General features: G+C 66.7%; 26 protein-coding genes. 17 read left to right on the forward strand and 9 right to left on the reverse strand.

The features are described 5' to 3' along the window. Positions 1 to 243: 243 nt before the first annotated feature. The 5 genes from rbcL to ribH form a co-directional block, all read right to left on the reverse strand. The gene (rbcL, locus tag DVK03_RS04920; protein WP_115802357.1) at positions 244 to 1,488 is read right to left on the reverse strand and encodes a type III ribulose-bisphosphate carboxylase; all 1,245 of its coding nucleotides are present in this window, start codon (positions 1,486 to 1,488) and stop codon (positions 244 to 246) included. 126 nt (positions 1,489 to 1,614) lie between these two features. After that, the gene (locus tag DVK03_RS04925) at positions 1,615 to 3,534 is read right to left on the reverse strand and encodes a DEAD/DEAH box helicase (protein ID WP_115802358.1); all 1,920 of its coding nucleotides are present in this window, start codon (positions 3,532 to 3,534) and stop codon (positions 1,615 to 1,617) included. A 223-nt stretch (positions 3,535 to 3,757) separates the two neighbouring features. Further along, positions 3,758 to 4,234: a type IV pilin gene (locus DVK03_RS04930; protein WP_004064124.1), complete on the reverse strand. Its 477-nt coding sequence runs from the start codon at positions 4,232 to 4,234 to the stop codon at positions 3,758 to 3,760. 215 nt (positions 4,235 to 4,449) lie between these two features. Further along, the gene (locus DVK03_RS04935; RefSeq protein WP_115802359.1) at positions 4,450 to 5,604 is read right to left on the reverse strand and encodes a pyridoxal phosphate-dependent aminotransferase; all 1,155 of its coding nucleotides are present in this window, start codon (positions 5,602 to 5,604) and stop codon (positions 4,450 to 4,452) included. Continuing rightward, positions 5,601 to 6,005, reverse strand: a complete 405-nt coding sequence (gene ribH, locus DVK03_RS04940) for a 6,7-dimethyl-8-ribityllumazine synthase (RefSeq protein ID WP_004064116.1) — start codon at positions 6,003 to 6,005, stop codon at positions 5,601 to 5,603. Before ribH ends, DVK03_RS04935 begins: the two co-directional genes overlap by 4 nt. 107 nt (positions 6,006 to 6,112) lie before the next feature. Between ribH and DVK03_RS04945 the strand changes: the two genes are divergently transcribed. The 14 genes from DVK03_RS04945 to DVK03_RS05010 all read left to right on the forward strand — a co-directional run bounded on the left by DVK03_RS04945 (position 6,113) and on the right by DVK03_RS05010 (position 20,410). After that, the gene (locus DVK03_RS04945) at positions 6,113 to 7,861 is read left to right on the forward strand and encodes a flippase activity-associated protein Agl23 (RefSeq protein ID WP_115802360.1); all 1,749 of its coding nucleotides are present in this window, start codon (positions 6,113 to 6,115) and stop codon (positions 7,859 to 7,861) included. Positions 7,862 to 8,032: 171 nt separating this feature from the next. Continuing rightward, positions 8,033 to 9,181 (forward strand): 5-(carboxyamino)imidazole ribonucleotide synthase, encoded by a 1,149-nt coding sequence (locus tag DVK03_RS04950; RefSeq protein ID WP_115802361.1) that lies wholly within the window; start codon positions 8,033 to 8,035, stop codon positions 9,179 to 9,181. A 6-nt stretch (positions 9,182 to 9,187) separates the two neighbouring features. Continuing rightward, the gene (gene purE, locus DVK03_RS04955) at positions 9,188 to 9,799 is read left to right on the forward strand and encodes a 5-(carboxyamino)imidazole ribonucleotide mutase (protein ID WP_004064110.1); all 612 of its coding nucleotides are present in this window, start codon (positions 9,188 to 9,190) and stop codon (positions 9,797 to 9,799) included. A gap of 199 nt (positions 9,800 to 9,998) precedes the next feature. Beyond that, positions 9,999 to 10,415 (forward strand): NADH-quinone oxidoreductase subunit A, encoded by a 417-nt coding sequence (locus DVK03_RS04960; RefSeq protein WP_004043965.1) that lies wholly within the window; start codon positions 9,999 to 10,001, stop codon positions 10,413 to 10,415. After that, positions 10,412 to 11,113, forward strand: coding sequence for an NADH-quinone oxidoreductase subunit B (locus DVK03_RS04965; protein ID WP_004043964.1), 702 nt, complete (start codon positions 10,412 to 10,414; stop codon positions 11,111 to 11,113). Before DVK03_RS04960 ends, DVK03_RS04965 begins: the two co-directional genes overlap by 4 nt. After that, complete coding sequence (locus tag DVK03_RS04970) at positions 11,110 to 12,783, forward strand: NADH-quinone oxidoreductase subunit D (protein WP_004064108.1); 1,674 nt, start codon at positions 11,110 to 11,112, stop codon at positions 12,781 to 12,783. Before DVK03_RS04965 ends, DVK03_RS04970 begins: the two co-directional genes overlap by 4 nt. Next, complete coding sequence (locus DVK03_RS04975) at positions 12,783 to 13,832, forward strand: complex I subunit 1 family protein (protein ID WP_004043962.1); 1,050 nt, start codon at positions 12,783 to 12,785, stop codon at positions 13,830 to 13,832. Before DVK03_RS04970 ends, DVK03_RS04975 begins: the two co-directional genes overlap by 1 nt. Then, positions 13,829 to 14,290 (forward strand): NADH-quinone oxidoreductase subunit I, encoded by a 462-nt coding sequence (locus DVK03_RS04980; RefSeq protein WP_004043961.1) that lies wholly within the window; start codon positions 13,829 to 13,831, stop codon positions 14,288 to 14,290. Before DVK03_RS04975 ends, DVK03_RS04980 begins: the two co-directional genes overlap by 4 nt. Before the next feature lie 105 nt (positions 14,291 to 14,395). Beyond that, positions 14,396 to 14,656 carry an NADH-quinone oxidoreductase subunit J gene (locus tag DVK03_RS04985; protein ID WP_004043960.1) on the forward strand — a complete coding sequence of 87 codons (261 nt, stop codon included), beginning with the start codon at positions 14,396 to 14,398 and terminating at the stop codon, positions 14,654 to 14,656. Beyond that, positions 14,653 to 15,021 carry a hypothetical protein gene (locus DVK03_RS04990; RefSeq protein ID WP_004043959.1) on the forward strand — a complete coding sequence of 123 codons (369 nt, stop codon included), beginning with the start codon at positions 14,653 to 14,655 and terminating at the stop codon, positions 15,019 to 15,021. Before DVK03_RS04985 ends, DVK03_RS04990 begins: the two co-directional genes overlap by 4 nt. Further along, positions 15,021 to 15,323 (forward strand): NADH-quinone oxidoreductase subunit NuoK, encoded by a 303-nt coding sequence (nuoK, locus tag DVK03_RS04995; RefSeq protein WP_004043958.1) that lies wholly within the window; start codon positions 15,021 to 15,023, stop codon positions 15,321 to 15,323. Before DVK03_RS04990 ends, nuoK begins: the two co-directional genes overlap by 1 nt. A 3-nt stretch (positions 15,324 to 15,326) precedes the next feature. Then, on the forward strand, positions 15,327 to 17,363 hold the full coding sequence (gene nuoL, locus DVK03_RS05000) for an NADH-quinone oxidoreductase subunit L (protein ID WP_115802362.1): 2,037 nt from the start codon (positions 15,327 to 15,329) through the stop codon (positions 17,361 to 17,363). After that, positions 17,360 to 18,889: a NuoM family protein gene (locus DVK03_RS05005; protein WP_004064105.1), complete on the forward strand. Its 1,530-nt coding sequence runs from the start codon at positions 17,360 to 17,362 to the stop codon at positions 18,887 to 18,889. The genes nuoL and DVK03_RS05005 overlap by 4 nt, the downstream gene beginning before the upstream one ends. Further along, positions 18,890 to 20,410 (forward strand): NADH-quinone oxidoreductase subunit N, encoded by a 1,521-nt coding sequence (locus tag DVK03_RS05010; protein WP_004064104.1) that lies wholly within the window; start codon positions 18,890 to 18,892, stop codon positions 20,408 to 20,410. It abuts the gene before it with no gap. Positions 20,411 to 20,448: 38 nt separating this feature from the next. Here DVK03_RS05010 and DVK03_RS05015 read toward each other — a convergent pair whose 3' ends face one another. Continuing rightward, complete coding sequence (locus DVK03_RS05015) at positions 20,449 to 20,829, reverse strand: hypothetical protein (RefSeq protein ID WP_004043954.1); 381 nt, start codon at positions 20,827 to 20,829, stop codon at positions 20,449 to 20,451. Positions 20,830 to 20,918: 89 nt separating this feature from the next. On the opposite strand from DVK03_RS05015, the gene DVK03_RS05020 reads away from it, so the two are divergent. Next, positions 20,919 to 22,376, forward strand: a complete 1,458-nt coding sequence (locus tag DVK03_RS05020; protein WP_004064103.1) for a DHH family phosphoesterase — start codon at positions 20,919 to 20,921, stop codon at positions 22,374 to 22,376. A gap of 43 nt (positions 22,377 to 22,419) precedes the next feature. After that, positions 22,420 to 23,202 (forward strand): CBS domain-containing protein, encoded by a 783-nt coding sequence (locus DVK03_RS05025; protein ID WP_004064102.1) that lies wholly within the window; start codon positions 22,420 to 22,422, stop codon positions 23,200 to 23,202. Between the two features lie 7 nt (positions 23,203 to 23,209). On the opposite strand, the gene DVK03_RS05030 is transcribed toward DVK03_RS05025, so the two are convergent. Both DVK03_RS05030 and DVK03_RS19990 read right to left on the reverse strand, forming a co-directional pair. Beyond that, positions 23,210 to 23,437 carry a hypothetical protein gene (locus tag DVK03_RS05030; RefSeq protein ID WP_004043951.1) on the reverse strand — a complete coding sequence of 76 codons (228 nt, stop codon included), beginning with the start codon at positions 23,435 to 23,437 and terminating at the stop codon, positions 23,210 to 23,212. 30 nt (positions 23,438 to 23,467) lie between these two features. Further along, positions 23,468 to 23,638 (reverse strand): hypothetical protein, encoded by a 171-nt coding sequence (locus DVK03_RS19990; protein WP_004043950.1) that lies wholly within the window; start codon positions 23,636 to 23,638, stop codon positions 23,468 to 23,470. Positions 23,639 to 23,739: 101 nt separating this feature from the next. On the opposite strand from DVK03_RS19990, the gene DVK03_RS05035 reads away from it, so the two are divergent. Then, a complete protein-coding gene (locus DVK03_RS05035) occupies positions 23,740 to 25,053 on the forward strand; it encodes a tetracycline resistance MFS efflux pump (protein WP_006600508.1) in 1,314 nt (437 codons plus the stop codon). Between the two features lie 55 nt (positions 25,054 to 25,108). Here the strand turns inward: DVK03_RS05035 and DVK03_RS05040 are convergent, their stop codons facing one another. Beyond that, the gene (locus tag DVK03_RS05040; protein ID WP_115802363.1) at positions 25,109 to 26,146 is read right to left on the reverse strand and encodes a hypothetical protein; all 1,038 of its coding nucleotides are present in this window, start codon (positions 26,144 to 26,146) and stop codon (positions 25,109 to 25,111) included. Positions 26,147 to 26,298: the final 152 nt, after the last annotated feature.

The following is a 26,298-nucleotide window of genomic DNA, read 5'->3' on the forward strand; positions in this document are numbered from 1 at the left end:
TGCGCTGTTTGACCGAGAAATCGCCCGGTTCACTCTGAATATAGCTCTACAAAAACAACCGTATAAATCTCACTCGCCGGTTATTATCACCGATACTCGGACTCCGGATTTCCTCGTGATTCCCGCCAAATAGCGGGCCGAGCCACTCACTCGGTATTGCAGTAATCACTCAACACGTTTCGAACCATTGTCACAAAACAGCAACAATTGCGAACGCGAGGAGACCGCGCCGTTCCTCTCTGCCTACCGCGGCGTCTCCGTCCCCCACTTATCGAGGGCGACGGCGAGTTCGGGCGTCTCTTCGGCGGCCTCGGTGATAGCGCGCCCCTCGACGTAGGCGTCGATGGCCGACCGGAGCGCGACCGCGCCAGCGCGGGTACCGTCGGGGTGGCCGTGGATGCCGCCGCCGAGTTGGACGCAGACGTTCGTCCCCGTGGCGTCGAGCAGGTCAGGGAGTAGACCGGGGTGGAGTCCGCCGGAGGCGACCGGCAGCACGTCGGTCGTCCCGTACAGGTCGCCGGTGAGCCAGTCATTGATGCCGACGGTGTCCTCGTTGGCGAGTTTGCCGAGGCCGGCGGTTCCGGTGTGGAGCTGGTCGACGCCGCAGAGACGACTCACCTGCGCGAGCACCCGCATCGAGACGCCGTGGGCCGGAAGCCGGTCGAAGGCGGCGTGCATGGCGCGGTGGGCGTGGATGGCGAGGCCGTGTTTCTCGGTGCGCTCGCGGACGGTCTGGAGGCCCGCCCAGCCCGCGGTGATGATGTCCACCATGACGTACTCGCCGCCCTGCGCGGCCACCTCGTCCACCCGGTCGAGCATCGTCTGGGTGTCGGCGGTGACGTTGATGAGGTAGGATTTCTTCTCGCCCGTCTCGTCTTCGGCGTCGTCGCGGAGCGACAGCGACTCGGTCAGGCGGTCCGAAAAGGGGTTGAACGCCTGGTCGGTCAGGTTCTCGTCGTCCTTCAGGAGGTCGACGCCGCCGACCCACGCGTCGTAGCCGACCTGCGCGTGCGCCGCCGTCGAGAGGCCGACTTTCGGCTTGGGCACCGTCGCCGTGATGGGGCGGTCGGTGACGCCGAATATCTCCTCGCGGACCGACGACCCGTACAGCGGGCCGGGGTACGCCGAGACGACCGATTCGGGCCACTCGCAGTCGAGGAGGCGAATCGTGTCGACCGCCTTCATACCCATGATGTTGCCGGCGATGCACGACAGCACCTGCGGCATGTTTCCGGGTTCGAACAGGCCGGCGGGGTAGGCGACTCGAATCAGGTCGCCGTCGATGTCGAACGTCGTCGCGCCCATGTCGGTGAAGTCCGCGCCGGTCTGGAGGGCCGCCCACGTGCCGTTGGAGGACTCCGAGGCCACGCGACTCGCCGCCGCCTCCGTCGACATCCCCGTCGCGGGGTCGATGCGGAAGGTGCAGACGAGGTCCTCGTCGGTCGGTTCGTACTCGAGGTCGAGGAAGTCTTCGTACGTGATACCCATAGCTTCGCCTACGCCCCCGCGAAGCTTAAAACGGCATCCCGAAGCGCCTTTGGCCCCTCGATGCGAAGGAAGACGGTTCGACGCGTAGCGGAGTCATCACGGGTGTCTCACGTGGTCGGCCCCGCGTCAGGGCGACAGCAGCGCCCGGACCTCGCGGAACTCGGGCACGTCCGCGTCGAGGGCGGTACAGAGGGCGTCGGCCGCGCCCAGCAACCACTCGGCGCGCTCCACGCGGGACTCCACGTCGCCCGGCCCGATTCGGTAGCGCTCGACGAGTTCCTCGATGTCCGAGCCCTCGGTCCACTCGTGGAGGATGCGGGCGGTTTTGACCGCCGTCAGCCACTCCTCGAAGGGGTCGGCGTCGTGCATCGCGGTGGTGAACTCCGCGGCGTGGCTCCGGGCGTACTGGTACATGAGCGCCCGCTCTCGGTTGCCGAGGTAGGTGTCGTGCATATCCGGCGTGTCGCAGACGATTTCGAGGGCGGTCCGAGCGGTGACGTGTTCGTCGGCCATCTCCTCGATGGTGCGGATGCCCGAAACGATGCGCGCCCCGGTCGTCGGCGACACGTACTGTCTGGAGGTCTGTGCGCCCAGCGTCGTCGCCGACAGCGTCTCACCCGTCGCGTCGAGGAGCTCCATCGCTTCGAGGTCGGACACCACGTCGGCGACGAGGTCCGCGAGGTCCACGCTCGGGTGCTGGTGGGCGTAGTAGGTCGCCGAAAACACGTCGGCGACGCCGTCGAGGCTGGCGGCGAAGCCGGAGGCGACGACCGAGAGGACGTGCGTCCGGAGCGCCTCGGGGTCGTCGAACTGCGAGTCCACGGCCTCGGCGTCGGCGGTGACGTAGCGGTCGACCAGTTCGGCTTTCGTGTCCGCGTCGCCGACGAGCACCGCCTCGCCGAACGGGTCGAGGTGCGGGCGACCGGCGCGGCCGCACATCTGGTGCACGTCGAGGACGGGAATCCATTCCATCGCGTCGCCGGTGTAGCGCTTCTGGTCGCGGATGACGACCCGCCGGGCGGGGACGTTCACCCCGGCGGCGAGCGTCGGCGTCGCGCAGATGACTGCGAGCCGGCGGTCCCGAAACGCGTTCTCGACGGCGACGCGGTGGGCGCTCCGCAGCCCGGCGTGGTGGAAGCCGACGCCGGTGCGAGCGCACGCCGAGAGCTGGCGGCCGGTCGCGGTGCCGCCGAGTTCGTCCAGTTCGTCACCAAGGGCGGGCGCGGGCGACAGCTCCTCGTCGGCGAGGCGGTCGGCCAGCGCTTCGGCCTCGCGGCGCGACCGGACGAACGCGAGACACTGCCCGCCGGTCTCGACCGCGTCTTCGACGAGCGCGACGGTCGCCTCGGTCGCCTCGTCGTCGTTCGGGCCGGTCGGGGGGACGACCACGTCGAGGTCGGTTCCGTCGTCGAATTCGACGGTCTCGTCGGCGTAGACGCCGGTTCGGAGCGAGACGGGCCGCCACGCGCTCTCGACGAGTTCCGCGTCGAGCCAGTCGGCGATGGCTTCGGGATTGTCCACGGTCGCTGAGAGGGCGACGAGTTGGAGGTCCGGGACGCGACGCTGGAGGGTCGAAAGCGTCACTTCGAGCGTCGGCCCGCGCCCCGGCGCGCCGAGCAGGTGGACCTCGTCGACGACGACGCAGGCGAGGCGGTCGACCCACGGCGCGCCGTTTCGAATCGCGGAGTCGACTTTCTCGCTCGTGGCGACGACGATGTCGTGGTCGCCGAGTTCCTCTTCGGCGGCGTCGAAGTCGCCGGTGGAGATGCCGACGCTCACGCCGGGCAGTTGGTCGAACGTCTCGTACTTCTCGCGGGCGAGCGCGCGAAGCGGGACGATGTACAGCGCCGGCCCGTCGGCGGTGAGCATGGCGAGTTCCGCGATGAACGTCTTGCCGCTGGCGGTCGGAATGGCGGCGACGACGCGACCGCCCGCCGCGACGCCGGCGTCGACGGCGGCGGCCTGCGGCGGATAGAGTTCCTCGATACCGTTCGACTCGTAGTGGGAGACGAGGGCCGACGACAGCGGGAGGTCGCGCACGCGCATCTGTCACAGTGGTGGCGGCGGACTCACATAAGTATCTTCGCCGGCGGGGGTTCATCGGTCACCGTCTGTCCCGGCGTTCGGGCGGCGAGAAATCGGTGGGGACAGCAACCAATGCAGCCGGTGAGTGGTGCGAAAGTCGGGACTCTCGGGGCGATGCGCCAATAAAAAATCGAAGTCGTCGGCCGCGTGGTGGCCGATTATCGCGGATTTGGTACGAACTGCGTTACGCGTTAGGGCCGGACCATCGCTGGAGGGTCGCGGAACTCGACCCCGCTTCGTCGGTCCAGACGATGCGGACGGTCTGGTCGGCGAGTGTTTCGCTGCTGACGGGCCTGATAGTGACTGAGGTCCCCGCCGTCACGTCGGTCTGCGTATAACCGTTTAGTGAGGTCCAGGTTCGACTGTCCGAGGCATTCGTAGCGGCTTCATCAGGGTCGTAGATATCGACACCCGTCGAAATACTCAGCCGCTCCGAATTGATTGCTTGACCGCTCTCGTGGGTGATGTTGAGATGGTCTGGGGCACTCTGGTTGTAGTCGAAACTGAAGCTCGCCTGCGGGGCGGTCGCCGTCTGTTCACCCAGTCCCAGCACGAACGTCCCGATGACGGCCGCGAGGATGACGGTAATCGCGACCATCAGAATCACACCGATGACCGGCGACACCGCGTCGTCGTCTTCGAATAGTTGTTTGAGTTTCATGTGTTGGCTCTCGTATACATACGCGGTTTATCCGCGGAAGTCCCACCCGGAGTTCGGTATGTATAGATGCTACATGGGCACTCTCGAACATAAATCTAATCGAGTATTAGACAACAAAAATGACGTTCATTGCTAGCACACAGTTCAGCTGAAAATCACGAATCGGCTGGGAGATAGGTCCGCCACCCCGAAAAGAGACGGTCGCTGCGGGCGGCTCAGATGTAGTCGTGCTCGGCGAGGCGTTCGACGGCCTCGCGGAGACGCTCTTCGCTCGCGGCGTAGGAGATACGGGCATAGCCCGGCGCGTTGAACGCGCTTCCGGGGACGGTCGCGACCTTCGCGTCCTGAATCGCGCCCTCGCACCACGCCTGGTCGTCGTCGTCGACGGGGAGCATCATGTAGAACGCGCCCTTCGGGACGGCCACGTCGACGTCGTGTTCGGCGAGGAGGTCCACGAGCATGTCGCGGCGGTCCTCGAACGCCTGACGCATCTCCTCGACGTCGTCGTCGGTGCGCTCCGAGAGCGCCTCGACGCCGGCGTGCTGGACGAAGTTCACGGCGCAGGAGACCGAATGCGAGTGGAGCTTGCCGGCCTGCGCGATGAGGTCGGACGGGGCGTGGAGGTAGCCGAGCCGCCAGCCGGTCATCGAGAACGCCTTCGAGAAGCCGTTGATGGTGATGGTGCGGTCTTCCATCCCGTCGAGGGAGCCGAGCGAGGTGTGCTCGAAGCCGTCGTAGACGATGCGCTCGTAAATCTCGTCGGAGATGACGGCGAAGTCGTGTTCGACCGCGAGGTCGCGGACGCCTTCGAGCGCCGCGTCGGAGAACACGCCGCCGGTCGGGTTCGACGGCGAGTTGACGACGAGGAGTTTCGTCTCGTCGGAGACCGTCTCGGCGAGTTCGTCGAGCGCGGGTTCGAGCCTGAAGTCGTGCTGTGCGAGGTCGACGCGGCTGAGCGTGCCGCCGGCGAGCTTGACCATCGCCTCGTAGGAGACCCACGCGGGGTCGAGGAGAACGACCTCGTCGCCGTCGTCGACGAGCGTCTGGAACGTCTCGAACAGCGCCTGCTTGCCGCCGGGCGTGACGATGACCTCGTCGGCCTCGGCGTCGACGCCGTTCCCGCGGAGCTTCGCCGCGATTGCGTCCTTGAGTTCCGGAATCCCGTTCGACGAGGTGTAGCTCGTGTGTCCCGCGTCGAGGGCGTCCTTCGCCGCCTGCGTGATGTTGTCCGGGGTCGGGAAGTCCGGCGCGCCGACCGAGAGGTCGACGACGTCTTCGCCCTGCGCTTCCAGTTCGCTCGCGAGGTTCGAGATGGCGAGCGTCGCGCTCGGTTCGACGCGGCCGACTCGGTCGCTGAAATCGAAGTTCATGCCAACGCCTCCACCATATCGGTCGCGGCGTAAACCGCTTCCGCACCTTTGCTGACGCGCTCGCGCGCTTCAGCGCCGCTCATGCCGGGACCGGAGACGCCGAACGAGACGGGTTTGTCGCGGTCCAGCGAGACCTCCGTCAGCGACTTCGCGGTCGCGTCGGCGATGACGCGGTCGTGGTCGGTGTCGCCGGTGACGATTGCGCCGATGACGACGACGGCGTCGATGTCGTCGCGGCGGGCGAGTCGGTCGGCCGCGAGCGGCGAGTCGTACGCGCCGGGGACCTGAATCGTTTCGACGACCGCCGCGTCGCGCTCGGCGGCCGCGTCGCGGGCCGCTTCCTCCATCTGCTCCGTGACCGACGAGTTGAATCGGGCCACGACGAGTCCGAGAGAGACCATGGCCGACCCTTCCCGTCTCGGATAAAAGAACTACCGACACCGACCGAATTTGGCCCCGGCGACGGGCAAGCACAAAAGTTGTATTGTCGGCGTCGCGATGGGTGGGCATGAGTACTGACAGTGGGACCGAGGCGGTCGCTCGGTCCCGTGCCCTCCTGGCGATTCTCGGCGTGACGGCCCTCGCCCTCCTCGCCCGCCTCGCCGACCTCGGCGGCCGCATCTTCCACTGGGACGAAGGCCGTGTCGGCTACTGGATTCTGCGGTATCACGAGACCGGCGAGTTCTCCTACCGGCCCATCATCCACGGTCCGTTCCTCCCCGTGGTCAACGACTACCTCTTTGCGGTCCTCCCGGCGACCGACTTCACGGCGCGGCTCCCCGTGGCGCTCGTCGGCGGCCTGCTCCCGCTTTCGGTCTGGCTGTTCCGCGAGCACCTCCGCCGCGACGAGCTGGTCGCGCTCGCGTTCTTCCTCGCGGCGAACCCGCTTTTGGTCTACTACTCGCGGTTCATGCGCAACGACGTGCTCGTGGCCGCCTTCTCGTTCGCCGCGCTCGGCTTCGTCGTCCGCGCGTACGACACCGGCCGCCTCGCCTACCTCATCCCCGCCGGGGCCTCCTTCGCAACGGGAGCGGCGACGAAAGAGAACTACGTCGTCTACCTCGCTTGTTTCCTCGGAGCGGCGTTCCTGGTCTTCGACCACCGGCTGCTCGCCCGCACGTCGGCCGGCGAGTCCGCCCGCGACATCCTCTTTTCCGAACTGCCCGCGAGTATCCGCGAGCGACTTCGCGCACGCGGGGCGGGAAGTCTCGGTTACGGCGCGGTTCGCTACGCCGCGGGCGTCCTCGGCGGCCTGCTCGCGTTCCTCGCCGTCTTCGTCTTCTTCTACGCGCCGCGGCCCGACCTCTGGAACGCGCTCGGCGGCTCCGCCTCGATGCTCCCGGTTCTCGAAGCCGGAAGCGTCGGCGCGGTCTCCGAGATGGTCGGCAGTTGGCTCGGCGGCGGCCACCAGTCCCACGAGTACCTCCCGTATCTGAAGGACTTCCTCGAAACGTTCGTCTACGGCGCGCCGGTGCTCATCGTCTTCGCGCTCGTCGGCATCGTCGTCGACCGCTACGGCGTCGTCGCGGGCCGAATCCGGTGGCTCGTCGCCTTCGCCACCTACTGGGGCGTCGTGTGTATCTTCGGCTACCCGCTGGCGACCGACATCCAAGCGCCGTGGGTCGTCGTCCACGCGGTCGTCCCGCTGGCGATTCCCGCCGCGGTCGGCGCGGCGTTCGTCTTCCGCTCCGGCGTGCAGGCGCTCGACGCCAAAGACGCGGTCGGCGTCGGCCTCGCGGCGCTCGTGCTGGTCGCCTCCGTCGGCGGCGTCGCGGCCGCGAACGTCGACTACTGGAACGCCTCGACCGACGAGGACAGCGAGGTGCTCCAGTGGGCGCAACCCGCAAACGACTTACAGGCCACCCTCGACGACGTGGAGCGCGTGTCGGCCGCCAACTCCGGGACGGACGTGCTCCTGTACGGCACGCATCCGCCGGACAGCGACGAGACGCACTTCTACGTCGAAAACGAGTCTGCCCCCCTCGACGGGCCGTCGTGGCACAGTCGCCTCCCGCTCCCGTGGTACTTCGAGAGCGCGGGCGTCGAGCGCACCAGTAGCGCGCCCGACGCGAACGTCTCCGAGGTGACCGCCGACGCGCCGCCGGTCGTCATCGCCTACGAGTGGGACCGCGCCGAACTCGAATCCGAACTCGACGGCTACGTCGCGCGCCAACACGCCTTCAAGCTCTGGAGCGAGGACGTGGTCGTGTTCATCGACGAGGACGCCCTTGACGCCGCGAACGAGACGCGGGGCTGACGCTCGGTCGGGGCGTTCGACCACCTCGATTTTTCCTCGCGTTCGACAGGGTGAGCGCCGCGAGCGCCCGGCGCGTTCGGCGTCGGCTGTTGTCCAATTCTATCCACGTATGTGACTATCTCGGCACCGAATGTGGCAACGTTTATGCACCGACGTACTGAATCCGCGACTGTGACCGTCACCGTACCCGGACCCACGCTCGGCGTCGTCGGTGGGGGCCAGCTCGGGCGTATGCTCGGGGAGGCCGCCGCACCGCTCGGCGTCGACATCGTCGTGCTCGACCCGACACCCGACTGCCCGGCGTCGGCCGTCGACGACCAAATCGTCGGCGGCTTCGACGACCCCGAGGCGATGGCGGAACTCGCCGCCCGGGCCGACGCGCTGACGTTCGAAATCGAACTCGCCGACCCCGACCTGCTCGACGAACTGGCCGCCGAGGAGGGCATCGCGGTCCACCCGTCGCCCGACGCGCTCCGGACCATCGAGGACAAACTGGTCCAGAAGGACACCTTCGGCGAGGCGGGCATTCCGATTCCGCCGTTCCACCGCGTCGACGACGCGGCCGACCTCCGCGACGCGCTCGACGAGTTCGGCTCGGTCATGCTGAAAGCCCGAACCGGCGGCTACGACGGCCGCGGGAACGTCCCCGTGTCCGACCCCGACGACGCCGAGGCCGCCATCGAGGAGGTCGGCGGCCCGGCGATGGCCGAGGCGTTCGTCGACTTCGAGCGCGAACTCTCGGTCATCGGCGTCCGCGGCGATGACGAGGTTCGGACGTTCCCCGCGGGCGAGAACGTCCACGAGGAGGAGATTCTCCGCGAGACGGTCGTCCCGGCGCGGACGACGGACGAGGTGCGCGAGGAGGCCGACCGCGTCGCCCGAGAGGTGCTGTCGCACCTGCCCGGCCGCGGCGTCTTCGGCATCGAACTGTTCGAGACCGCCGCGGGCGACGTGCTCGTCAACGAGGTCGCCCCGCGCCCGCACAACTCCGGCCACTGGACCATCGAGGGCGCGCTCACCTCGCAGTTCGAACAGCACGTCCGCGCGGTCCTCGGGTGGCCCCTCGGCGCGACGACCCGCCGGTCGCCCACCGTGATGGCGAACGTCCTCGGCACGGTCGACGAGAGCCAGCCGGCGCGACTCGGCGGCCTCGACGACGCGCTCGCGGAATCGGGCGTCTCGCTGCACTGGTACGGCAAAGACGAGGTTCGTCCCCTCCGCAAGATGGGCCACCTCACCGCCGTCGGCGGCGACGACGCCGACCTCGAAACGCTTCTCGCACGCGCACGCGAGCTTCGCGACGGACTGCGCTTCGACTGATTCACCATGACGACAGAACGGGACCTCATCGACGAACTGCACGCACAGGCCGACGCCGACCGCGACCCCGAGACGACGCCCGACGTGGGTATCATCATGGGGTCCGACTCCGACCTCGACGTGATGTCCGGCGCGCACGAGGCGCTGGACACGCTCGGGTTCGGTGAACAGACGGACTTCGACGCGCCGCCCGAGGAGCGATTCACCTACGAGACGTACGTCGTCTCCGCGCACCGGACGCCGGACCTGATGTACGCCTACGGCGACACCGCGCGCGACCGCGGCGTCGAGGTCATCATCGCCGGCGCGGGCGGCAAGTCCGCGGACCTCCCGAACATGACTGCCTCCATCGCGTACCCGATTCCGGTCGTCGGCGTCCCCGTTCAGGAGAAGTCGGTCGACTCGGTCATCGGGATGCCGACCGGCGCACCCATCGTCGCGGTCGACGCCGGCAAGTCGTTCAACGCGGCGCTGTCGGCCGTACAGGCGCTCTCCCGCGGCTACCCCGAACTCGAAGACAGACTCGTCGACTACCACGAGGACCTCGTGTCCGACGTGGCCGAGACCTCGGCCGCGCTCCACGACCTCGGCGTCGCCGGCTTCCGCGAGTCGCGGTAGCGGGGCGCGTTTCGCGGTCGGTCACCGCCCGGTCGTTTCCGCGTCTGTGGGGGTCGATTCCGGCGGCGAAACCCCGCCCGTGCGGGGTTCCGGGCGTCTCTCGCGTATTTTCCAAATAGAAGCCCTCTCGCGCCCGAAACACACAAATCAATGTTTATAGGGGAGCGCTTCTAACCGCCGCACGTCAGGGAGACACGGCATGAGTGATTGGATTGCAATCGGTGCGATGGGGCTGGTCGGTGTCGGCATACCGCTCGCGATGATGGCGGTGTCGGCGCTGCTTCGCCCAAGCGTACCGGAACAAGGAAAGAGTGCCACGTACGAGAGTGGTGAGGTGCCGACAGGCACGGCGCGCGTCCAGTTTAACATTCAGTACTACATGGTCGCGCTGCTGTTCCTCGTATTCGACATCGAGACCGTCCTAATTTTCCCCTGGACGGTCATCTACCGCTCGGCCCTCGAACAGGGCGCGTCGCTGGCGACGATTCTGACGCCGATGCTCGTTTTCATCGGTGTCCTCGTCGTCGGCCTCGTCTGGGCGTGGCGCAACGGCGCAGTCAAGTGGGTCAAAAGCCCGCAGGCAAACCGTCGTAAGACAGAGAGGCAAGATGCATGAGTAGCGAACAGAAGCCATTCGTCACGGACGACACACAGGTACAGACCGAGACTCGCGACGCCCGCATGGCGGGGGCGGACGACCGGTTCAACTCGAAGCTTCGGGAGGCGTTCGGCTCGTCACCGTTCATCCTCACGAAGTTCGACAAGTTCATGAACTGGGTCCGCGGGTCCTCGATGTTCATGCTGCAGTTCGGTATCGCGTGCTGCAGCATCGAGATGATGCACACCTACTCGGTGAAACACGACCTCGACCGCTTTGCGGCCGGGGTCCCGCGTGCGTCGCCGCGGCAGGCCGACGTGATTATCGTGCCGGGGACCATCGTCTCGAAGTTCGCCCCGCGCATGAAGCGCGTCTACGACCAGATGCCCGAACCGAAGTTCGTCGTCGGCATGGGGTCGTGTACGATTTCCGGCGGCCCGTTCCAGGAGGGCTACAACGTCATCAAGGGCGCAGAAGAGGTCATTCCGGTGGACATTCACATCCCCGGCTGTCCGCCGCGCCCGGAGGCGCTCATCTACGGTATCGCGAAGTTGCAAGAGCGCATCGCCAACGGCGAGTCCAGCCCGGTGACGGTCAAGCCGTACGAGCTGGAGCAGTTCGGCGACCTCGAACGCGACGAAATCGTCGACAAGCTCGCCGAGGAGATCGACGAAGAGGACCTCGTCATGCGGTACAACTGGGCTGATTCGCCATGAGCCTCGAAGAACAGCAGTCCGACGACCCCGCGGAACTCGAATCGGGCGTCAGCCGCGGCGACGAACTCGCAGAGCTGCTCGGCGACCTCGTCGTCGGCCGCGAAGAGCACCTGAACGCGCCCGGCCTCGTCATCCGTCCCGACGAGGTCCAAGACGCGCTGTTCAAGCTCCGCGACGAAGCGGGCTTCGACCACCTCTCGTGTGTGACCGCACAGGAGTACGAGGACCGCTACGAGTCCATCTACCACCTGACGAAGTTCGACGACCGGACCGACGAGGTCTCGGTCGTCGTGCCCACGTCGAAGGACAACCCGGTCAGTCAGTCCGCCGAGCCGGTGTTCCGGACGGCCGACTGGCACGAGCGGGAGGCGTACGACCTCGTCGGTATCCAGTACGAGGACCATCCGGACCTGCGTCGCATCCTCCTGCCGGAGACGTGGCAGGGTCACCCGCTCGGGCTTGACTACGACCAGGACCGCCCGCAGATTGCGACGCTCCGCGAGCACGCCAACCCGCTCGAAGAGGACCACCGCGCCGGGGACAGCAACACGATGTACATCAACATCGGTCCCCACCACCCGGCGACCCACGGCGTGCTGCACGTCGAGACGGTCGTCGACGGCGAACAGGTCGTCGACCTCGAATCCGACATCGGCTACCTCCACCGCTGCGAGGAGCAGATGTGTCAACAGGGGACCTACCGGCACCAGATTATGCCGTACCCCGACCGCTGGGACTACATCTCGTCGGGTCTCCTGAACGAGTGGGCGTACGCCCGCGCCGCCGAGGACCTCGCGGACATCGAGGTGCCCGAGTACGCCCAGATTATCCGCACGATGGGTGCGGAACTGTGCCGCATCGCGTCGCACATGATCGCGCTCGGCACGTTCGCGCTGGACGTCTACGGCGACTTCACGGCCATCTTCATGTACGCCATGCGGGACCGCGAGATCGTCCAGAACATTCTGGAGGACCTCACGGGCCAGCGCATGATGTTCAACTACTTCCGGCTCGGCGGGGTCGTCTGGGACCTCCCCGAACCCCGCGAGGAGTTCTTCGAGAAGATTCGCGACTTCATGGACGGGCTCCCGCAGGCGCTCGAGGAGTACCACGACATGATTACCTCGAACGAAATCCTGCAGGCCCGGACGGTCGGCACGGGCGTCCTGCCGCCGGAAGTCGCAAAGAGCTACGGCGCGACCGGGCCGGTCGCCCGCGGCTCCGGTATCGACTACGACCTCCGTCGCGACGACTCCTACGGCTACTACGACGAACTCGACTGGGACGTCGTCGTCGAGGACGGCTGCGACAACTTCTCGCGCCTGCTCGTGCGCATGCGCGAAGTCGAGGAGTCGGCCAAGATCATCCAGCAGTGTGTCGACCTGCTCGAAGACTGGCCCGAAGACGAGCGGAACATCCAGGCGAACGTTCCGCGCACCCTCAAGCCCGACGAGGACACGGAGATCTACCGCGCCGTCGAGGGCGCGAAGGGCGAACTCGGCATCTACATCCGCGCGGACGGCACGGACAAGCCGGCTCGCTTCAAGATTCGGAGCCCGTGTTTCTCGAACCTCCAGACGCTCCCCGAGATGTCCGAGGGTGAGTACATTCCGGACATGATTGCCTCGCTCGGCAGCCTCGACATCGTGCTCGGAGAGGTGGACAGGTGATGCATCTGCAAGCGGTCCTTCCGGACACGGTCAGCGGCCTCCTCGGTCTCGAAGGCATCCTCGGGGACGTCGTCGGCGGCCTCGTCGGCGCGTTCCTCGTCGCCAACATCATGCTCATCATGACGGCGTTCGCCGGGCCGTGGGCGAAGCGGAAAATCACGGCCGCATTCGCCGACCGCATCGCGGTCAACCGAATCGGTCCGTTCGGTCTCCTGACCATCGTCACGGACGCGGTCCGTCTGCTGTCGAAGGAACTCGTCGTCCCCGAGGGCGTCGACCGTCCCGCCTGGGACCTCGCGCCGATGGTCATTCCCTTCTCCGCGCTGCTCGGATTCGCCGTCATCCCGATGGGCAACGGCATCCAGCTCGCGGACCCCGAAACCGGTCTCGCCTTTGCCTTCGCCGCGGCGTCTATCGCCTCGCTCGGCATCGTCATGACCGGCTACGCATCGAACAACAAGTTCTCGCTCATCGGCGCGCTCCGCGCCGTCGCGGCGAACATCGCTTACGAGATTCCGCTGGTCGTCACGGCGGCCTCGGTCGTTATCTTCGCCGGGTCGCTCCGCATGAGCGAAATCGTCGCCGTGCAGGCCGAACCGCTGCTTTCGGTCGCCGGCGTGACGATTCCGACGTGGTTCGCGTTCGTGAACCCCTTCGCGTTCGCGCTGTTCGTCATCGCGAACCTCGCGGAGGTCGGCCGCAACCCGTTCGACATCCCCGAAGCGCCGACCGAGATTGTCGCCGGGTACCAGACCGAGTACTCCTCGGTCTACTTCGTGCTCATCTACCTCGGTGAGTTCATCCACATCTTCCTCGGCGGCGCTATCGCGGCGACCCTGTTCCTCGGCGGTCCGGCGGGCCCGGTCCTGCCCGGATTCGTCTGGTTCACAATCAAAATCTGGGCGTTCTTCCTGTTCACCCAGTGGGCGCGCTCCGCAGTGCCGCGCCTTCGCGTCGATCAGTTCCTCGAAATCGGTTGGAAGGGGATGCTCGTGCTCTCCTTCGCCAACCTGGTTCTCACGGCCATCATCGTGGGGGTGATTGCATGATCGGAATCCTGAAAGGCATGGCAGTGACGCTGAAGCACGCGCTCGACGGGCAGACGTTCACGGTCGAGTACCCCGAGACCGCGCCCGAAGTGAGCCCGCGTTTCCGCGGCGTCCACAAGTTCAGCCAAGAGCGGTGTATCTGGTGTCGCCAGTGTGAGAACGTCTGTCCGAACGACACGATTCAGATCGTTCAGGACGACCAGCGCAACGGCGAGCAGTACAACCTCCACATCGGCCAGTGTATCTACTGCCGGCTGTGCGAGGAGGTCTGTCCCGTCGACGCCATCCTGCTCACGCAGAACTTCGAGTTCACGGCGGACACGAAAAACGACTTCGTCTACAACAAAGAACAGCTCAAGAACGTCCCGTGGTACAAGGATATCGACCCGCTCAACTCCCGCAACCCCGACCGCAACGCGTGGGTCGGCGAGGGCGAAGGAGAGGTCGACTACCAGTAACATGACCGCGAGTGAATCGTTCGAGTCCCGTCAGCCCGCGTCCGCTACCGGACGCTGAGGACGTTCTCGAAATGTTCAAAGGGATATCTCAAGGAGACACACACAATGGTTTATGAAACCATCGCGTTCGCGCTGTTCGCCCTCGTCACCGTGGGTTGCAGCCTGGGCGTCGTCCTCGTGCGGGACATCTGGCATTCCGCACTCCTGCTCGGGGGCGCGCTCTTGAGCGTCGCGGTGCATTACGTGATGTTGCAGGCGGAGTTCCTCGCCGCCATGCAGGTCCTCGTCTACGTCGGCGGGGTCCTGATTCTCATCACGTTCGCCGTGATGCTGACGCGTATCAATCCGGAGGTGAGTAGTACATGACAACCAAACCGCAGCTGAAACTCGGTTCGCACCTCGTGCCCGGACTCGCTGCCGTCGCGCTGTTCGTCGTGATGGCGGTCGTGTTCCTCGGCGCGTCGTTCCCGAACCCACAGGGGTTCCCGGAGGGAGCAAACATCACCGCGAGCATCGGCTATTCGATGTTCAACCTCGGGTTCGGAAGCGTCGACGGCGAGAGCATGCTGGTCGCGTTCGAAATCATCGACCTCGTGCTCGTCGCCGCGCTCGCCGGCGCGGTGCTCCTCGCTCGCCGCGAGGACACCACGGGGCAGATGCGGACCATCCTGACCGACGGCGGTCGGGAGCTCAAGCAGACGCTGTTCGACGACGAGGAGGGTGACAACTGATGGTGCCCGCGCAGTACTACCTCGTTCTGTCGGCCGCCGTGTTCTGCATCGGCATCTTCGGCCTCTTGACCCGTCGGAACGCGCTGTTGTTCCTGATGTCGGTCGAACTGATGCTGAACGCCGCGAACATCAACCTCGTCGCGTTCTCCTACTACTGGGGTAACGTGACGGGCCAGACGTTCGGGCTGTTCACGATGGCGCTCGCCGCCGCCGAGGTGGCGGTCGGTATCGGCATCATCCTCGTACTGTACCGCAACTTCGACGGCGTGGACGTGACCAACGCGACCACGATGAGGTGGTAATCTATGGCAGGTATCTTAGACTTCGCTCCGGCCATCGTCCTCCTCCCGTTCCTCTCGTTCCTGATCGCGCTCGGGGCGGGACGGTACATGCCGAAGGGAGGCGCGCTGGCGGGTATCGGCGCGACGGCGGGCTCGTTCGTCCTGTCCATCGCGACGTTCTTCGCCGTCAGCGGCGGACAGACCTACAACCAACACATCTACACGTGGGCGACCGGCGCCGGCGACGCGGTGACGCTCGACTTCGGCCTACTCATCGACCCGCTTTCGTCGATGATGCTCGTCATCGTGACGCTCGTCGCCGTCCTCGTCCACATCTTCAGCCTCGGCTACATGAACGACGAGGGCGAGACGGGCCTCCCGCGCTACTACGCCGGGCTCGGCCTATTCACCGCGTCGATGCTGGCGTTCGTCGTGTCCAGCAACCTCCTCATGGCGTTCATGTTCTTCGAGCTGGTGGGGCTGTGTTCCTACCTGCTCATCGGCTTCTGGTTCCGCCAGGAGGGCCCGCCGAGCGCCGCGAAGAAGGCGTTCCTCGTCACCCGCTTCGGTGACTACTTCTTCCTCATCGGCGTCGTCGCGGTGTTCGCGACGTTCGGCTCGGCCGCGTTCGCCGGTCCCGAGGCGTTCCCCGTCCTCGCCGAGGAGGCGCTCCACGGCGAGCACGCGGTCAACACGTTCCTCGGCATGGGCGAACAGGCGTGGTTCACCGTCGTCGGCCTCCTCGTTCTCGGGGGCGTCGTCGGTAAGTCCGCGCAGTTCCCCCTGCACACGTGGCTTCCGGACGCGATGGAAGGCCCGACCCCCGTCTCCGCGCTCATTCACGCGGCGACGATGGTCGCCGCGGGTGTCTACCTCGTCGCCCGGATGTACGGTTTCTACGCGCTGACCCCGACGACGCTCGGTATCATCGCGCTCGTGGGCGGCTTCACGGCCCTCTTCGCCGCGACGATGGGCGTCGTCAAGAAAGAAATCAAGCAGGTGCTCGCGTACTCGACCATCAGCCAGTACGGCTACATGATGCTCGGGCTCGGCGTCGGCGGCTACGTCGCCTCGACGTTCCACCTGCTCACGCACGCCTTCTTCAAGGCGCTTCTGTTCCTCGGTGCCGGTGCGGTCATCATCGCGATGCACCACAACGAGAACATGTGGGACATGGGCGGCCTCAAAGACAAGATGCCCGTGACGTACTACGCGTTCCTCTCGGGCTCGCTCGCCCTCGCCGGCATCGTTCCGTTCGCCGGCTTCTGGTCGAAAGACGAGATTCTCTACGAGGCGCTCAACCACGGGCTCGGGACCGACGGTGGTCTCGGAACCGTCTTCCTCATCGCGTACGCGATGGGGCTCATCGCCGTGTTCTTCACCGGGTTCTACACCTTCCGGATGGTGTTTCTCACCTTCCACGGCGAACCGCGTAGCGACACCGCGCGCGACCCGCACGGCTTCGGCTGGAACGTCAAGTTCCCGCTCGCCGTCCTCGGCGTGCTCGCGGCCGTCACCGGCCTCGTCAACATGGCTCCGGTGGAGGACCTCACGGGGATTCACCTCACGTTCCTCCACGACTGGCTCGACGGCGGCATCTCGTCGCTGACCGCGCACCACTACCTCGAAGTGCTCGAAAGCGGCGTCGGTGCGGGGCTCCACCCGGCCGGCATCGGCTCTATCGCGCCGGGGCTGGTCTCGCTGGCCCTCGCCCTCGCGGGTGCCGGACTCGCCTACCGCCTGTACAACGTCCCCGAGCCCGTCGAACACACGGACAAGCTCGGGAGCATCAAGACCGTACTGTACAACAACTACTACCAGGACGAGTACCAGGTCTGGATTGCGACCGGCGTCGTCCAGCCCATCTCGCGCGCCCTCGATAAGTTCGACCAGGGCATCGTCGACGGCGTCGTCAACGGTATCTCCAGCGTGAGCCTGTTCGCTGGCGGTCGCGTCAAGCGCGTCCAGACCGGTGTGGTGAGCAACTACGCGGCGCTCCTCACGCTCGGTCTGACCGCGCTGCTTCTCGGTCTCGGTCTGCTCGGAGGTTGGTTCGCATGATAATCGAAGCGCTCATCGCAGTCACGTTCCTCGCCGCGCTGGTCACCTTCGTCCTGCCGGACCGGTACGCCGGCAAGGCGGCCTTCGCGCTGAGTCTGGCTCCCGTCGTCGGGAGCCTCTACATGTGGCAACAGTACGACGCGAGCGGGAACGCCCTCCTGGGCGGGAACATCGCGTTCGAGACAGACATCGCCTGGCTGCAACTCGGCCAGTACGACATTCACTGGATGGTCGGCGTCGACGGCATCAGCATGCCGCTTGTCGTCCTCACGACCATCCTCACCACGCTCGCTATCGTCAGCGCGTGGACGCCCATCTCGGAGCGTCAGTCCCAGTTCTTCGGCCTGATGCTCCTGATGGAGGCGAACCTGCTCGGCGTCTTCACGGCGCTCGACTTCTTCGTCTGGTTCATCTTCTGGGAGGCCGTGCTCCTGCCGATGTACTTCCTCATCGGCGTCTGGGGCGGTCCACGCCGCAAGTACGCGGCGATCAAGTTCTTCGTCTACACGAACATCGCGTCGCTCGTGATGTTCATCGGCTTCATCTCGCTCGTGTTCGGTCTCGGCGACTCTATCTCGTCGTTCCGCCTGCCCGAAATCGCGCAGGCGTTGCAGGCCGGACAGCTCGGGAGCTTCGCGGGACTGTCGGCCGGCGCGCTCGCGTCTGTCGCGTTCGTCGCGATGTTCTTCGGGTTCGCGGTGAAGGTCCCGGTCGCCCCGCTTCACACGTGGCTGCCGGACGCACACGTCGAGGCCCCCACGCCGGTGTCGGTCATGCTGGCGGGGGTCCTCCTGAAGATGGGTACGTACGCCCTGCTCCGGTTCAACTTCACGATGCTGCCGGAGACGGCGCGCGCCTTCGCGCTGCCCATCGCCCTGCTCGCCGTCGCGAGCGTCATCTACGGCGCACTGCTCGCGCTGGCCCAGCAGGACCTCAAGCGCATCGTCGCGTACTCCTCCGTCTCGTCGATGGGGTACGTCATCCTCGGTCTCATCGCCTACACCACCTACGGCGTCGGCGGTGCGACCTTCCAGATGGTCGCCCACGGCCTCATCTCCGGACTGATGTTCATGGCCGTCGGCGTCATCTACAACACGACCCACACGCGCATGGTGTCGGACATGTCCGGCATCGCCGACCGGATGCCCGTCACGGCGGGCATCTTCGTCGCCGGCGCGTTCGGCTACATGGGCCTGCCGCTCATGGCCGGCTTCGCGGCCGAGTTCTTCATCTTCAAGGGCGCGTTCGAGTCCACGGTGATGGAGGCGATGCCGCTGTTCACCGGCGCCGCGATGTTCGGTATCGTCATCGTCGCCGGCTACCTGCTGTTCGCGATGCAGCGGACGCTGTTCGGACCGTTCCGGTTCGACGGCGACTACGACATCACGGAGGCACCGTTCCACGACGTTGCACCCCTCGCGGTGCTGTTGCTTCTGACCATCGTGCTCGGCGTCTCGCCCGACATCTTCTTCACGATGATTCAGGACGCGGTTAACCCGATTCTCGAACTGGGAGGTGCGTTCTAGATGACGCCCCTCCAGTCCGCTCCCCAGTGGTTCGCAACGGCTCCCGCCATCGTGCTCGCGTTGACGGGGCTCGCGCTGCTGCTCATCGACACCATCGACCCCGACTCCACGAACAACGGCCTCCTGGCCGGCACGGCGACGCTCGGCGCGCTCGCCGCCGGCGGCATCGCCGGTTGGTTCCTCATCGGCGGAACCGGCATGGAGTCCACCGGCGGCGCGATTTCGCTGTACGGCGACGCGCTCGTCGTCGACGGGATGAGCCTGTTCTTCACGCTCATCTTCACCAGCGTCGCCGCGATGGTCTCGGTCGCCTCGTACGACTACCTCGCGGACCAGCAGTACCAAGGCGAGTTCTACGCCCTCGTGCTGTTCGCCGCGACCGGCATGACCCTCATGGGGATGTCGAACTCGCTGGCGACCGTCTTCGTCAGCCTCGAACTGGCGTCCCTGCCCTCGTACGCGCTCGTCGCGTTCCTCAAGAAGGACCGCGGCAGCATCGAGGCCGGGCTGAAGTACTTCCTCATCGGCGCGCTGTCGTCGGCGGTGTTCGCGTTCGGTATCAGCCTCGTGTTCGCCGTCACCGGCTCGCTGGTGCTCCCGGAAATCGCCGCGACGCTCGCTGAGGGCACCGAACTGGTCGGAGTCCTCGGCCTCGGCGTGCTGATGATTGCCGGCGGCTTCGCGTTCAAGACCGCCTCCGTCCCGTTCCACTTCTGGGCGCCGGAGGCCTACGAGGGCGCGCCAGCGCCTGTGAGCGCGTTCCTCTCGTCGGCGTCGAAGGCGGCCGGCTTCGCCGTCGCCTTCCGCGTGTTCACCGTCGCGTTCCCCCTCGAAACCGTCACCGCAATCGGCGGCGGGAGCGTCGACTGGTCGCTGCTGTTCGCGGTGCTCGCCGTCGTCACCATGACGCTCGGTAACTTCGCGGCGGCGACGCAGAACAACGTCAAGCGGATGCTCGCGTACTCCTCTATCGGTCACGCGGGGTACGCGCTCATCGGTCTCGCGGCCATCACCACCGACGGCGGTGCCGCGAACGGTGACGTCCTCGGCGCGAGCATGGCTCACCTGTTCGTCTACGGCTTCATGAACACGGGCGCGTTCCTGTTCATCGCCATGGTCGAAAAGTGGGGCCTCGGCCGCACGTTCGAGGACTACAACGGCATCGCGTCGAAGGCACCCATCGCCGCCTCGGCGATGACCGTCTTCATGTTCTCGCTCGCGGGGCTTCCGCCGTTCGGCGGCTTCTTCTCGAAGTACGCCCTGTTCGAGTCGGCCATCGGCTCCGGCTTTTGGTGGCTCGCCGCGGTCGGCGCGGTCAACAGCGCACTGTCGCTGTTCTACTACAGCCGCGTCGTGAAGGCGATGTGGATCGAGGAGCCGTCGAAGCCCCTCGAAATCGGCAGTCAGCCGGTCGGTCTCTACGTGGCGATCGTCTTCGCCGCGGTGGGGACGGTCCTGCTCCTGCCCGGCTTCCAGCCCGTCATCGAGACGGCTCAGACCGTCGCCGCCGCGCTCTTCTGAGCGTTTCGGCGGTTCGGTTCAACTCCGTTCGATTTCTTTTATTCTCGCAGTAACTCGCCGAGCGCCGACGCCAACTCCTCGGAGCGCCTGAGCGTCAGGCCGTCGGTCGTGACGAACACGCCCTTGTCGTCTGCGGTCACCCGCGTCAGGTAGCCGTGGTCGAACGCGCGAACGGTGTAGCGGTAGTCTCCGAGTTCGGAGCCGCGATAGGCGGTTCGGGCCTGAAACCCGTCGGTCTCGTGTTCGACGAATCCGGTGAGGTCGGCGTCGGCTTCGAGGTCGTTCCGGAGGTATATCTGCTCGCAGCGGTCGTGCGTGAAGTACGTCACGCTCCTGAGGTCGTCGCCGACGACGGTTCGACAGGTTCGGACGAACGACTCGGCTCGCGATTCGGGGAGCAGTTGCGTCTCGAGTTCCATCGTATATGTGTCATGGTATGCCATGACATAATATCATCGCCGGATGGGAGGACGGTAGGGTTTTGCGGCCGGAGTTCGACCGTCCGTGTATGGTACGTCGCCTGGTTCTCGGCTGCGGGTCGCTCGGTGGGGGCCTCGTCGGGCAACTCGCCGGCCGCGGCGGGACGGTGACGGTCGTCACCGACCGACAGGGCCGCGCCGAGGACCTCCGCTCGGACGGCATCGCCGCGCGAGAGGGCGACCCCGCGGACCCGTCGACCTACCCCGACGAGGTGGACCTCGTCGTCGTCGGCGGACAGTCGCCGCAGGGAAATCTCGACGCGGCGCGCGCGGCCCGCGACCACTATCCGGACGCGCCGCTCGTCGTCTACCTCGGCGACGACGCCGCCCCGTCGGTGCGCGCCGACATCTACGACCTCGCCGACGAGGTCATCGACCCGCGCCGAGTGGTCACAGAGCGCATCCTCGACGCCGTCGGCACGTCGCACACGGAGCGGCTGAACCGGCTGATGCGGGTCCTTCGGAACGTCGACGGCAGGCTCGCGGTCGTGATGCACGACAACCCCGACCCCGACGCCATCGCCGCGGCGCTGGCGCTCCAAGCCATCGCCGAGCGGGCGGGCGTCGACGCCGACGTGTGTTACTTCGGAGATATCTCCCACCAAGAGAACCGCGCGCTCGTGAACCTCCTCGAACTGGACCTCCGCGTCCTCGACGAGGTGCCCGCGGACGACGAGTACGCCGGCTTCGCGCTCGTCGACCACTCCCGGCCGGGCGTCAACGACCGCCTGCCGCCGGAGACGACCATCGACGTCGTCATCGACCACCACCCGCCGCGCGCGCCGGTCGAGGCGGCGTACGTCGACCTCAGACGCGGCGTCGGCGCGACGAGCACGCTGCTGGCTGAGTATCTCGAACGGCTCGGTATCGTCCCCGATACGACGGTGGCGACCGCGCTGTTGTTCGGGATTCAGGTCGACACCAACGACTTCACGCGGGAGGTGTCGACCGCCGACTTCGAGGCCGCCGCCTTCCTCATCCCGCACGTCGACGTGGACCTGCTCGAACGGGTCGAGACGCCGAGTCTGACCTCCGAGACGATGGAGACGCTCGCGCGCGCCGTCTCGAACCGCGACGTTCGGGGGAACGTCCTCACGACGAACGTCGGTGACATCCGCGAGCGGGACGCGCTCGCGCAGGCGGCCGACCACCTCCTCGGGATGGAGGGCGTCGAGGTGACGGTCGTCTACGGCCTGATGGACGGGACGGTCTACGTCTCCGGTCGCGCCCGCGGAGCGCGGGTCGACCTCGGTGAGGCGTTCCGGGAGGCGCTCGGCTCCATCGGGAGCGCCGGCGGCCACGCCGACATGGCGGGCGCACAGATTCCGCTCGGCATCCTCGACGACGTGGGCGACGACTCTCGGGAGTCGCTCGCGACCATCGTCACCGACATCGTCGCCGGACGGGTGTTCGAGACGCTCGAACACGCGACGCCGACGCCGAGTCTGGACACCGACGTGGCCTTCGAGTACCCGTTAGATGAGTGAGCGCCCACACGTTTTTGCCGACGGTGGCCCTATCAGGTGGGAGATGACTACTAAAGCGACCGTCAAGGAGTACATGACGCGCGAGGTCCAGACCGTCTCTCCGACCGACACGGTCGCGGACGTCGCCCAACGCATCGCGGAGAGCGACGGACACAACGGGTTCCCCGTCTGCGACGGACGCAAGGCCGAGGGCTTCGTCACGGCCCGCGATATCCTCCTGTCGGCGGACGACGCGCCCATCGAGACGGTGATGGCGACGGACCTCGTCGTCGCTCATCCCGAGATGGACGTGAACGACGCCGCCCGCGTCATCCTCCGGTCGGGCATCCAGAAACTCCCGGTGGTCGACGACGCGGGTAACCTCGTCGGCATCATCTCGAACACCGATGTCATCCGGAGCCAAATCGAGCGCGCGACGCCCGAGAAGGTGGGCAAACTCATGCGAACGCTCGAACAGATTCACGGCATCACGGTCCACCAAGAGCGCCGCACGGTCTCGCTTTCGGCCCTCATCCCCACGCAGGCCCGCGTCTACGCCGACGAACTCGACGGTCGCCGGTACGAACTCGAACGCGGCCTCGCCGAACCGCTCGTCGTCATCGACAACAACGGGACGCTGCTCCTCGCGGACGGCCACCACCGCGTCCTCGCGGCCGACCGCATCGGCATCGAGGAGATGGACGCCTACGTCATCGTCGTCGACGACCCCGTCGAACTCGGGATGCAGCGGACCGCCGAAAAGGAGGGCCTCAGTTCCATCTCGGACATCGACATCGTCGACTACGCCCGACACCCGCTTGTCGAGACGACCCGCCGACTCCAGTAGCCCGGCGTCAGCCGTCCACGTCGTACTCGGCTTTCCACGCGTCGACGGTCTCGCGCGCCTCGGCTTCCGACTCGAACCGCTCGCCCTCGTAGCCGCGGCCCTCGGCGGACTGGTAGAGCCGGTCGACTCTGACGTGCCACGCGTTCGGCCCGCGTCGGAGCCGAATGGTCGCGTGACCGTCGCTCCGCTCCCACTCCACGATGCGGTCGTCCCGACGGACTTCCGTCCAGCTCATGCCGGTGAGTGGCGGCGAAGCCCGAAGTGTCTACCCATCCACCGGCGTCGAGGCGTCGGCCATCGCCGCGGCCGCCGGGCGCGTCTCCGCACCGCACCCCGGACAGACCGCGTACCCGAGTCGGTCGTAGGGCACCTCCGGCGACGGGCGCTCCAGCCCACACTCCTCGCACGTGAAGTACGAGACCCATTCGAAGGACATACTGACACGCAGGCGTGTCAACGTATTAATTAATCACCGCTTACTGTCCGAGACGGACGGTATCGGTGTGGTTATTCCACGCCGCGCCAACGGAGGAGACGATGACAGTCGAGAACCCGCGGCGGGCGCTCGGGGTGGTGTTTCTCATCGTCTTCGTCGACCTCCTCGGGTTCGGTATCCTCATCCCGGTGATTCCGCTGTACGCCCTCTCGTTCGGCGCGACGGAGTTCGTCGGGAGCCTGCTCATCGCCTCCTACTCGGCGATGCAGTTCCTCGCCGCGCCGCTTTTGGGTCGCCTCTCGGACTCCCGCGGTCGGCGGCCCGTGCTGCTCCTGTCGCTCACGGGGAGCGTTCTGGCGTGGCTCCTGTTCGGCGTCGCCGGGTCGCTCGCGGTGTTGTTCGCCGCGCGGATGCTCGCGGGCGCGATGGGCGGCAACATCGCCACGGCGCAGGCGTACATCGCCGACATCACCGCCGCGGACGACCGGGCGAAGGGGCTCGGCCTCCTCGGGGCCGCCTTCGGCCTCGGCTTCGTGTTCGGCCCCGCGCTCGGCGGCTTCTTCGCCAGCGAATCGGTCATCGCGGCCGCGCGGGGCGTGTTGCCCGCGTTCGTCCCCGTCTCGGAGTTCTCGCTGCCGAGTTTCGCCGCCGCGGTCATCACCGGGACGAACCTCGTCGTCGCCTTTTTCGTCCTGCCCGAGTCGCGGCCGCCGGATGCGCACGAGACGCCGGCCTCGGCCGAGCCCCGCGAGTCTCGCGTCCAACAGCTCCTTTCGGCGCTCCGGTCGCCCGGACTGGGCACGCTCGTCGCCTCCTTTTTCCTCGTCTCCTTCGCCTTCTCGGCGCTCGAAAGCCAGTTCATCTTCCTCACCAACGACCAGTACGGCTACGGCGCGACCGAGAACGCGGTGCTTCTCACCTACGTCGGCGTCGTCCTCGCGGTCGTCCAGGGCGGCCTCGTCGGCCCGCTCACCGACCGCTTCGGGGAGTACCGACTGGCGGTCGGCGGCGCGGCGATTCAGGTGCTCACGCTCGCGGCCGTCCCCTTCTCACCGCAACTGGGCGCGTTCGTCCCCGACCTCGGTGCGCTCTTGCCTGTCGGTCCCGTCCTCCCGGCGGGCGTGCTCGCGTTGCTCGTCGTGATGACGCCGCTGTCGTTCGGCAACGCGCTCACGAACGTCTCTTTGAACACGCTCGTCTCCCGCTCGGCGACGGACGACGAGCAGGGCGGCGCGTTCGGTCTCACTCAGAGCGCCGGAAGCCTCGCTCGGACGTTCGGGCCGGCGCTGGCCGGCGGGCTCTACACCGGTGTCGCGTTCTGGACACCGTTCGTCGTCGGCGGCGCGCTGATGGTTCCGATTCTCGTGCTCCTCGGACGGCTGGACCGCGAGGCGGTCACGTCGACGGCGGGGTGAAAAAAAGGAACCCGGGTCGGCGGGCGGGCCAAGTCGGTGAGCGAGTCTTCGATTCTCAGGCGGGCGTCGGGCCGTCCGGGGCCGACGAGTCGTCGTCGGACCGGAACTGCGAGACGAGGTCGAGCGAGTCGTCGGCGCTGCCGAGCAAGAACAGCGAGTAGTACCGGAAGTACGTCACGACGGGCATCTGGACGACCGCGCCGACCGCGATGGCCGCGAGGACGAACAGCACGCCGAGCGCGCCGAAGACGACCAGGCCGACCGTCGAGAACAGCGCGACGTTCGCGGCGTTGAGCGCGAGGAACGCCGCGCCGCCGACGATGGCGAAGGGGATGGCGACGACGAGCACGGCGAGGAGCGCCGCGATGCCGACAGCGATGCTCGCGAGGATGCCGAGGATGAACCGGACGATGACGTACAGGCCGAACTCGGAGAGTTCGGCGCGGAACACCGGCACGACCCGTCCCCACGACGACAGGAGCGCGCGGTCTTCGGCTATCATCGTCGGGACGACGAAGTCGGTCGTCAACTGCATGACGATGGCGACGACGAGCAGTAGCGCGATGGCGAGGAAGACGAGCGGGATGGCGAGGAGGCCCACCGCGGGCGTGACCGCGACGGAACCGAGAAGCACCGCCGCGACCGGGAGCAGGATGACCGCGAGGACGGCGACGAACAGTCCGGCCTGAAAGCCGAACAGCCTGACGCCGAGCCAGAAACGCTCGCGGAACGGCTTGCGGATGCGCACGTCTTTCGTGACGACGGCGTCCACGAGGACGAACTGCATCACGGAGCCGACGAACATCCACACGAGCCAGAGGACGATACCGACCGCCACGAGCGCGATGACCGCGGCGAAGACGTTTTCGGGCGTCACGAACCCGGGGAGCGAATCGGTCGGGATGTCGGTCGAGCCGCCTCCGGTGGGGGTGGTCGTGCCGGTGTTGCTTCCGGCACCGCCGCTCCCGCCGAGACCACCGACGAAGAGGGCGATGAATGCGAGGCGCGCCCATCGACCCGCGTCGAACGGGAGGAGGAGCGACGTCGTGGCGTCACGAGCGTCGTCGAGGGCGTCGATTGCTTTCCAACTCATGGCCGACAATGCGACGCCCCGCGAGATAAAGCTGTTCGAGCGCTAAGGTGTCTCTCGCACGCCGGTCGCGTCTACCGCCCGGAAGCGCCACCCATCGGCGTCGTCCGCGGGGCGTTCACACCGCGGGGCCGAGCCGACACCCTCAGGGGAGT

This window comes from Haloferax sp. Atlit-109R (assembly GCF_003665865.1).
In the GTDB taxonomy this organism is placed as follows: Archaea; Halobacteriota; Halobacteria; order Halobacteriales; family Haloferacaceae; genus Haloferax; species Haloferax volcanii.

Bases quoted from the DNA above. Each gene is read 5' to 3' on its own strand.
- DVK03_RS04925 (WP_115802358.1), bottom strand. From the start codon at position 3,534: ATGCGCGTGCGCGACCTCCCGCTGTCGTCGGCCCTCGTCTCCCACTAC.
- DVK03_RS04990 (WP_004043959.1), top strand. From the start codon at position 14,653: ATGACAACCAAACCGCAGCTGAAACTCGGTTCGCACCTCGTGCCCGGA.
- DVK03_RS04985 (WP_004043960.1), top strand. From the start codon at position 14,396: ATGGTTTATGAAACCATCGCGTTCGCGCTGTTCGCCCTCGTCACCGTG.
- DVK03_RS05040 (WP_115802363.1), bottom strand. From the start codon at position 26,146: ATGAGTTGGAAAGCAATCGACGCCCTCGACGACGCTCGTGACGCCACG.
- DVK03_RS04975 (WP_004043962.1), top strand. From the start codon at position 12,783: ATGCATCTGCAAGCGGTCCTTCCGGACACGGTCAGCGGCCTCCTCGGT.
- nuoK (WP_004043958.1), top strand. From the start codon at position 15,021: ATGGTGCCCGCGCAGTACTACCTCGTTCTGTCGGCCGCCGTGTTCTGC.
- ribH (WP_004064116.1), bottom strand. From the start codon at position 6,005: ATGGTCTCTCTCGGACTCGTCGTGGCCCGATTCAACTCGTCGGTCACG.
- DVK03_RS05025 (WP_004064102.1), top strand. From the start codon at position 22,420: ATGACTACTAAAGCGACCGTCAAGGAGTACATGACGCGCGAGGTCCAG.
- rbcL (WP_115802357.1), bottom strand. From the start codon at position 1,488: ATGGGTATCACGTACGAAGACTTCCTCGACCTCGAGTACGAACCGACC.
- DVK03_RS04930 (WP_004064124.1), bottom strand. From the start codon at position 4,234: ATGAAACTCAAACAACTATTCGAAGACGACGACGCGGTGTCGCCGGTC.
- purE (WP_004064110.1), top strand. From the start codon at position 9,188: ATGACGACAGAACGGGACCTCATCGACGAACTGCACGCACAGGCCGAC.
- DVK03_RS04970 (WP_004064108.1), top strand. From the start codon at position 11,110: ATGAGCCTCGAAGAACAGCAGTCCGACGACCCCGCGGAACTCGAATCG.
- DVK03_RS04980 (WP_004043961.1), top strand. From the start codon at position 13,829: ATGATCGGAATCCTGAAAGGCATGGCAGTGACGCTGAAGCACGCGCTC.
- DVK03_RS19990 (WP_004043950.1), bottom strand. From the start codon at position 23,638: ATGTCCTTCGAATGGGTCTCGTACTTCACGTGCGAGGAGTGTGGGCTG.
- DVK03_RS05020 (WP_004064103.1), top strand. From the start codon at position 20,919: ATGGTACGTCGCCTGGTTCTCGGCTGCGGGTCGCTCGGTGGGGGCCTC.
- DVK03_RS04935 (WP_115802359.1), bottom strand. From the start codon at position 5,604: ATGAACTTCGATTTCAGCGACCGAGTCGGCCGCGTCGAACCGAGCGCG.
- DVK03_RS05005 (WP_004064105.1), top strand. From the start codon at position 17,360: ATGATAATCGAAGCGCTCATCGCAGTCACGTTCCTCGCCGCGCTGGTC.
- nuoL (WP_115802362.1), top strand. From the start codon at position 15,327: ATGGCAGGTATCTTAGACTTCGCTCCGGCCATCGTCCTCCTCCCGTTC.
- DVK03_RS05030 (WP_004043951.1), bottom strand. From the start codon at position 23,437: ATGAGCTGGACGGAAGTCCGTCGGGACGACCGCATCGTGGAGTGGGAG.
- DVK03_RS05015 (WP_004043954.1), bottom strand. From the start codon at position 20,829: ATGGAACTCGAGACGCAACTGCTCCCCGAATCGCGAGCCGAGTCGTTC.
- DVK03_RS04945 (WP_115802360.1), top strand. From the start codon at position 6,113: ATGAGTACTGACAGTGGGACCGAGGCGGTCGCTCGGTCCCGTGCCCTC.
- DVK03_RS05010 (WP_004064104.1), top strand. From the start codon at position 18,890: ATGACGCCCCTCCAGTCCGCTCCCCAGTGGTTCGCAACGGCTCCCGCC.
- DVK03_RS05035 (WP_006600508.1), top strand. From the start codon at position 23,740: ATGACAGTCGAGAACCCGCGGCGGGCGCTCGGGGTGGTGTTTCTCATC.
- DVK03_RS04960 (WP_004043965.1), top strand. From the start codon at position 9,999: ATGAGTGATTGGATTGCAATCGGTGCGATGGGGCTGGTCGGTGTCGGC.
- DVK03_RS04965 (WP_004043964.1), top strand. From the start codon at position 10,412: ATGAGTAGCGAACAGAAGCCATTCGTCACGGACGACACACAGGTACAG.